Below are 7,351 nucleotides of genomic sequence, written 5' to 3'. Positions count from 1 at the left end.
GCGCCGATGGTAGTGTGGCTCAAGCCATGCGAGAGTAGGTCATCGCCAGGGTTTACACCCGAGAACCCCGCTGCTCACGCAGCGGGGTTTTTCTTTGTGCGCGCGAAATGCGGGTGGTGCCGGCCGCTGGCCGGCAACCCGATGGCGTTACATCGCCCGTTAGATCCAGGCCATACGCGGATATTCTCCGCGGGTAGCCACAGCGCCAACCAAGGTTGGCGTCTACCGAGGGCATGCGGACCCACAGTAGATCCACGCCATGCGTGGATGGGCTGTCCCTGCGAAGAGCGGTGCCAACCCCGGCAGCAGGCCAGACGGTGCGCGTCGCTGTGATTGCCGGCCAGCGGCCGGCACTACCAGTAGATCCACGCCATGCGTGGATGCCCTCCGTGAGGAACCACGGCGCCAACCAAGGTTGGCAGCTACTGGCAGCAAGGCCTACGCAACAAAAAGACGGCGCCCTGCGGGCGCCGTCTTGATCAGGATCGAACTGAAGGCCCGGATCAGGCGGCCTGCGAGACCTCGTGCGGTTCCTGCTGGCGGAACACCGAAACCGCTTCGGTCAGTGTGCCGGCCTGGCTCTGCAGCTCGCGTGCGGCGGCGGTGGCTTCCTCCACCAGCGCGGCATTCTGCTGTGTGGCCTGATCCATCTGCACTACGGTCTGGTTGATCTGCTCAATGCCGATCGACTGCTCCTGCGACGCCGCGGAAATCTCGCGCATCAGGTGGCTGACATCCTCCACGCCGCCAACAATGCCCTGCATGCGTTGGCCGGCGTCAGCTACCAGCTGGGAACCCTCACCCACCTGGCGGCCGGCTTCGTCGATCAGCTTCTTGATCTCCTGGGCCGCCGCCGCAGAGCGCTGCGCCAGTACCCGCACCTCGCTGGCCACGACCGCGAAGCCTCGGCCCTGTTCGCCGGCGCGTGCCGCCTCCACGGCTGCGTTCAACGCCAGGATATTGGTCTGGAAGGCAATGCCGTCGATGACGCCGGTGATGTCGCCGATCCGCTTCGAAGCACCTTCGATGGCCTGCATGGTATTCACCACCCGCTGCATGGCCGTGTTGCCGTCACTGGCAGCGCTCTGCGTGGAAGCTGCCAACGCACTGGCCTCACGCGCATGGGCGGCGTTCTGGCGCACGGTGGCGGTGAGTTCCTCCATCGATGCTGCGGTCTCCTGCAGGTGCGCGGCCTGGCGCTCGCTGCGCTCGGACAACGCGCCGTTGCCGGCGGCAATCTCGCTGGCGGCGGAACTGATCGACGCCGCACATTCCTGGATGCGACCGACCATGCGTGCCAACTGACCGGCCGTGGCATTCGCATCGCGCTGGATGGCAGCGAAAGCACCGTGATACTCGCCGTGCATGCGCCGGTCCAGATCGCCATTGGCCAGTGCCGAGAGCATCTGCCGCACTTCGTTGACGGTGCTGCCGAGCGTATCGAGCAGCTGGTTGATGCCACCGGTCAGCCCATCGAGGAAACTGGCACCTTCAGTGGCCTGCAGGCGCTGGTCGAGATCACCGGCCGCTGCCGCAGCGACGATGCCGGCCACGGCGTTTTCCAGCGCGAGTTCATGGGTGCGGTCATGCCATTCCACGGCGAAGCCCAGGCGCACGCCCTGCGCATCGAACACCGGGGTGACCATCTGCGCGAAGTGCACCGGGCCGATCTGCACCTTGCCGTTGTGCGTGACCTGCAGGCCATTGAGGATCGCGCGGATGCGGTCCGGGTTGGCGTGGAAGCGGTGGATGCTGCTGCCGACCAGGCGCTCGGCGTCGAAGTCGGGGAAGGCCTGGCGCAGTGTTGCCTGCTGGTTGCGCAGCAGGGCCACCACCGAGCGGTTCACGTAACGGATCACGTGGTCGTTGTCGGCAATCATCATCGCGGTGCGCGAGGCGTCGAGCGCCTGGCGGATCTGCGCATTCTCGGCATGCGCGTCAGCCTCGCGCCCACGCTGCGCCTGCACGTGGCGGGCGGTATCGGCCAGTGCATGGGCCAGCGAACCGGGTGCATAGGCCGCGGTATCCGCATGTGCGCTCAGATCGGTGCCCGTCGCGATATCGCGCGCCAGTGCCGCCAGGCGGCGTGGGCCGTGGCCAAGCGCCTCGGTCTGCTGGCGCAGGCGCAGCGCGACCTGGCCGAGGAACACGGTCAGGCTGGCGAACAGGCCCGCCTGCAGCAACGTCGGTCCCACGGCTGCGCCGTGCAGCAGCGGTACCAGCAGGGCGAGGGTGCCAACACCACCGGCCAGCCATACCGGCAGGCGATCGCGGTGGCTGAGCAGCACGCCCAGCAGCAACGCGACCGGCAACGCCGGCGCCAGGCTGACGATCGCGCACAACAAGGCCAGCTGCAGCGACAACAGCAATGCCAGGCCATTGCGGGCGACGGCCCGGCCCGCCTGTGGACCGGCCAGCCAGAGGGCGGGCAGTACGGCGGCCGCGGCCAACGCAGCGCCCGGTACGTGGGGCCCACGCAGGGCCAGCACGAGGCCAGCCACAGCCAACGCCGCGCTGCCGATCAGCAGTCGACGGTCAGCGCGGCGCGCGAGCTGCTGTAGATGCGGCATGCGGGCGGTATCGGGGGGACGGGAGGATGCAACGGACATCGGCGACTCCTGGATCAGCAAACGACAACAGCCACGCCGCGGCACACGCAGGAGTGCGTGAGCAGGGCGCGAGCCGGGAATTCGGGGAATGCGGCGCGATCAGCGACGCGGAGACGGGACACCGTGGCCACATCCTGTGGGTGACGGTGCAGCAGAGCGGGCATGCGGACTTCCTTGCAGAACCAGACACACGCCGCAGGCCCGACCGGACCTGCGTGCTGCGGACGCAGGGGCCCGCAACTGATGTATCGGCCGCAAACGCGCGGAGTGAAGCGCGCGGATACGTTTGCTCAGCCGGCGTTGTCGTTGCTGAAGAAGTGCAGGATCACGCCCGCGATCTGTTCCGGGTCTTCCATGTGCAGGTGATGGTTGCCGGCAAACACCGCCAGACGGCCATCGCGCAGGTGCTGCAGGCGATCGCTGCGCATCGGCTCGGGATAGTACGACTGCGCCGGTGTGGCGTAGATCACCTGCGTCGGGCAGGCGATGGCCTGCAGCAGGTTGTCGATCTGGCCTTCGCTGAGGCGGATCGCAGTGGGCAGCATCAGGCGCGGGTCGCTGCACCAGCGGTAACCACCTTCGACCGGCTCCACGCCGCGCTCGACCAGCAGCCGTGCACAGCGCTCGCTGAGCTGGTTGGTCATCATCCGCGCGCGGATCGGCGCGGCGAGGTCGGGGAACACGCGCAGCTGCTTGCGTGCCAGTGCGCGTGTGGCATTCACATGCTCGCGCAGGCGGTTGGCGGTTTCTTCCTCAGGACCACGCAGGCCGCCGAGTGCTTCGATCGCCACCAGCCGTTCGACACGGTCGCTGACCGAGGCGGTGAGGCTGGCGATGCCGGCGCCCATCGAATGGCCGAGCAGGCTGAAACGGTCCCAGCCCAGCGCGTCGGCGACGTCGAGTACGTGACAGATTGCGGCGGCCGTGGTGTAGCTGGCACCGGCCGGCAGATGCGCGCTGTGGCCGTGGCCGGGCAGGTCGATGGCCACCAGCTGCAACGACGACAGGTGCGGCGCCAGCGGCACGAAGCTGGCCGCGTTGTCGAGCCAGCCATGCAGGGCCAGCACGCGCGGGCCATCACCGTAGTTGCGCAGGCCGGCGACGCGCGCGCCACCGACCTCGAGTTCAAACGGCTGCAGGCTCATGCCAGTGACGCCACGGCCAGCCGTGCCAGCGCACGCGCGTGCTCCGGTTCGGCGTTGAGGCAGGGGATGTAGCGCATCGTCGCGCCGCGCTCGGCCAGTGTTTCGGTGAAGCCCAGTGCCACTTCTTCCAGCGTCTCCAGACAGTCGGTGGCGAAGCCCGGGCACACCACGTCGATCTGCTTCACGCCGGATTCGGCCAGCGCCCACAGGCTGGGCTCGGCATACGGCTGCAGCCAGCGCTCGCGGCCGAAGCGCGACTGATAGCCCATCTGCCAGTCGTCCCTGCCCAGCTCCAGCGCCTTGGCGATGGCCTGCGCACTGGCCTCGCAGCGCTGCGGATACGGATCGCCGGCATCGGCCAGGCGCTGCGGAATGCCGTGGAAGGAGAACATCAGTTTCTGGCCACGACCGTGCTGTTCCCAGTAGCGGCGGATCGAGCCGGCAACGGCGTCGACCCAGCCCGGATCGACCGAATAGTCGCGCACCAGGCTCACGGTCACGCCCGGATTGCGGCGCTGCCAGGCATCGACGCGGTCTTCGACCGAGGCGGTGGTGGTGGTGGAGTACTGAGGGTAAAGCGGCAGCACCACGACGCGGCGCGCACCGTCGGCCGCCAGCCGGTCGAGTTCGCTGGCCAGCGCCGGTTCGCCATAGCGCATTGCATGGCGCACCGTCAGGGTCGGCAACAGCGCTTGCATGGCCTGCGCCAGCTGGCGCGTATGCACCATCAGCGGAGAGCCCTCCGGCAGCCAGACCTGGGCGTACTTGGCCGCTGAACGGCTGCTGCGCAGCGGCAGGATCAGTCCGCGCAGCAACGGCTGCCACAGCAGTGCCGGGATCGAGACCACGCGGGGGTCGGACAGGAATTCAGCCAGGTAACGGCGTACGGCGGGGGCCGTCGGCGTCTCGGGCGTGCCTAGGTTGACCGCCAGCACGGCGGTATCGGGTGCGTCGAGCATGAGCGGTATTGTCGCCGATCCGGTGCCGCGCCGGGATGCAGGGTTCGGATTGCAGGCATAGCGCGCATCAATGTGAGCAGGGAACGCTCATTGGGGATTCATGACAACACTACTAATTTCAGTCACTTGCTATATCTTCCTATGGACTGACTTCTGGAGCCTGCCATGCGTCGCCCGATCCAAGCCCTGCTGATCGCCGCCAGCCTGCTGTCCAGCCAGGCCATGGCCGGACCGCAGGAAGACCAGCGTGCCCGCAATGCCGTGCGCGTGCTGGCTGAAATCCAGGAAATCCCTGAACAGGGCATTCCGGACAAATTGCTCGACGAAGGCCGCGCGGTCATCGTCATTCCCGACACGATCAAGGCCGGTCTGGTCATTGGCGGTCGTCGTGGCCACGGCCTGATGTCCGTGCGCATGCCCAACGGTGCCTGGTCCAACCCGGTGTTCGTGAAGCTCACCGGCGGCAGCATCGGCTTCCAGGCCGGCGTGCAGTCCTCCGATGTGGTGCTGGTGTTCCGCAACGACCGTAGCCTGGACAACCTGGTCAACGGCAAGTTCACGCTGGGCGCCGATGCGGGTGTCGCCGCCGGCCCGGTCGGCCGCAATGCCGCCGCCGCCACCGACGGTCAGCTGAAGGCCGAAATCTGGTCCTGGTCGCGCGCCCGCGGCCTGTTCGCCGGTGTCGCCCTGGATGGTGCGGTGCTGCAGATCGACGATGCCGCCAATCTGGACGCCTACGGCAGCAACACCACGCCGCGCATGATCTTCGAAGGCCGCGCGGCCGGTTCGCCGTCGATGGATGTGGTCACGTTCCGCGACCGCCTGGAAGAGGCCACCTACGCCGCGCGCAACAACCGCAACGGCAATGGTGGCAACGCGCCGCGTCCGGCAGCGGCCCCGGCGGTTGCTCCGGCGCCTGTTCAGGCAGCGCCGGCCGCCCCGGCCGAAGCCACTACCGCACCGCTGCAGAACGTGCCGCAGAACCCGCCGCCGCAGCAGCAGGGCTTCCAGCCGGTCAACGACGGCGAAATCCGCACGGAAACGCTGGGCGGAAACTGACTTTCGTCACGCGCGCCGGCTAACACCCGGTGCGCTATGCTCGACAGCCTGATCACTAACGTAACGAGCGTCTTTATGGGCAGTTTCAGCATCTGGCATTGGTTGGTCGTGCTGGCCATCGTCCTGCTGGTGTTCGGCACCAAGCGCCTGACCAGTGGCGCCAAGGATCTCGGTTCGGCGGTCAAGGAATTCAAGAAGGGCATGCGCGACGAGGACAAGCCGAACGCGCAGCTGGGCGATGAATCGCGCAGCCAGGACGCCTCGCGCGCCGCGCAGGACGAGCACGACCGTAACGCTCGCTGATCCGGAGCGGTCGCGGTGTTTGATATCGGCTTCAGCGAACTGCTGGTGATTGCGGTGGTTGCCCTGGTGGTGCTCGGTCCTGAGCGCCTGCCCAAGGCGGCCCGCTTTGCCGGCCTGTGGGTACGTCGTGCCCGCAATCAGTGGGATTCGGTGAAACAGGAACTGGAGCGCGAACTGCAGGCCGAGGACATCAAGCGGCAGATGCAGGACGTGCGCCAGGGCATGCAGGACACCGAGAACCAGTTGCGTGCCAGCGGTGAAGCAATCCGCCGCGAAGCGCAGGAGGCCCAGCAGCAGGGCGATACGCTGGCGCAGGAAGTACGCGCGCCGGCGCCCGCAGATCTTCCGCCGTACATGAACGCCGTGCCCGACGCCGATGCGCCGGCACAGGAGAGCGTTGCTCCCGAGCCGACGCCGGCGACACCCCCTGATGCCGGTGCGACGCCGCCGCAGAGCAGCCCGGAGCGCCAGCCATGAGTGAACAGGATTTCGGCGAAAGCTCGCTGGTCGAACATCTGGTGGAACTGCGCGGCCGCCTGGTGCGCGCATTGCTGGGCCTGGGCGTGGTGCTGCTGGCGCTGCTGCCGTTTACCCAGAAGCTGTACAACGCGCTGGCCGAACCGCTGGTCTCGCAGCTGCCGAACGGGCAGACGATGATCGCCACCAACCCGGCCGGTGCGTTCTTCGCCCCGCTGAAGCTGACTTTCTTCGTGGCCCTGTTCGTGGCGGTGCCGTGGCTGCTGTACCAGCTGTGGGCGTTCGTTGCCCCGGGCCTGTATGCGCGCGAGAAGCGCCTGGCGGTGCCGTTGCTGGTGTCGTCGGTGATGCTGTTCTACGCCGGCTGTGCCTTCGCCTACTTCCTGGTGCTGCCGGCGGTATTCCACTTCCTCACCACCTTCAGCCCGGACGTGATCGCGATCACTCCGGATGCGAACGCCTACCTGGACTTCGTGCTGGCGATCTTCTTTGCCTTCGGCGGCAGTTTCGAACTGCCGGTGGCGATGGTGATCCTGGTGCTGCTGGGCTGGGTGACGCCGCAGCAGTTCAAGGAAGGCCGCGGTTACGCGATCGTCGGCATCTTCGTGGTGGCCGCAGTGCTGACCCCGCCGGACGTGGTCTCGCAGCTGATGTTGGCGATTCCGATGTGCCTGCTCTACGAACTGGGCATCCACGCCGCACGCTGGCTGGTGCCGTCGTCGGTAGTGAAGAAACCCGCCGCCTGAAAGAAAAAAAGGGGACGGAGGGGATTAAGTCGTTAGCTGCACACACTGGGCAT

The 7,351-nt window shown here is 67.3% G+C and carries 7 protein-coding genes; 4 read left to right on the top strand and 3 right to left on the bottom strand.

Annotated features, from left to right (window positions below; genetic code table 11):
• Positions 1 to 503 precede the first annotated feature (503 nt).
• The 3 genes from R1L06_RS14770 to hemH form a co-directional block, all read right to left on the bottom strand.
• Positions 504 to 2,609, bottom strand: a complete 2,106-nt coding sequence (locus tag R1L06_RS14770; RefSeq protein WP_317218080.1) for a methyl-accepting chemotaxis protein — start codon at positions 2,607 to 2,609, stop codon at positions 504 to 506.
• Between the two features lie 290 nt (positions 2,610 to 2,899).
• Positions 2,900 to 3,754: an alpha/beta fold hydrolase gene (locus R1L06_RS14765; protein ID WP_317218079.1), complete on the bottom strand. Its 855-nt coding sequence runs from the start codon at positions 3,752 to 3,754 to the stop codon at positions 2,900 to 2,902.
• Positions 3,751 to 4,713, bottom strand: coding sequence for a ferrochelatase (hemH, locus tag R1L06_RS14760; RefSeq protein WP_049462244.1), 963 nt, complete (start codon positions 4,711 to 4,713; stop codon positions 3,751 to 3,753). The genes R1L06_RS14765 and hemH overlap by 4 nt, the downstream gene beginning before the upstream one ends.
• Positions 4,714 to 4,878: 165 nt before the next feature.
• Here hemH and R1L06_RS14755 point away from each other — a divergent pair, with 165 nt between their 5' ends.
• The 4 genes from R1L06_RS14755 (at position 4,879) to tatC (ending at position 7,298) form a co-directional block, all read left to right on the top strand.
• Positions 4,879 to 5,772 (top strand): lipid-binding SYLF domain-containing protein, encoded by an 894-nt coding sequence (locus tag R1L06_RS14755; RefSeq protein ID WP_317218078.1) that lies wholly within the window; start codon positions 4,879 to 4,881, stop codon positions 5,770 to 5,772.
• Positions 5,773 to 5,847: 75 nt separating this feature from the next.
• Positions 5,848 to 6,075, top strand: a complete 228-nt coding sequence (tatA, locus tag R1L06_RS14750) for a Sec-independent protein translocase subunit TatA (protein WP_032128453.1) — start codon at positions 5,848 to 5,850, stop codon at positions 6,073 to 6,075.
• A 15-nt stretch (positions 6,076 to 6,090) separates the two neighbouring features.
• Positions 6,091 to 6,552 (top strand): Sec-independent protein translocase protein TatB, encoded by a 462-nt coding sequence (gene tatB / locus R1L06_RS14745; RefSeq protein WP_201117686.1) that lies wholly within the window; start codon positions 6,091 to 6,093, stop codon positions 6,550 to 6,552.
• On the top strand, positions 6,549 to 7,298 hold the full coding sequence (gene tatC, locus R1L06_RS14740; protein WP_317218077.1) for a twin-arginine translocase subunit TatC: 750 nt from the start codon (positions 6,549 to 6,551) through the stop codon (positions 7,296 to 7,298). The genes tatB and tatC overlap by 4 nt, the downstream gene beginning before the upstream one ends.
• The last annotated feature ends 53 nt before the right edge of the window (positions 7,299 to 7,351 follow it).

The organism is Stenotrophomonas mexicanensis, assembly GCF_032911605.1.
GTDB lineage: Bacteria > Pseudomonadota > Gammaproteobacteria > Xanthomonadales > Xanthomonadaceae > Stenotrophomonas > Stenotrophomonas maltophilia_A.
Note: the sequence above shows the minus strand (reverse complement) of the source record. Positions and strands in the feature narration are given on the sequence as shown.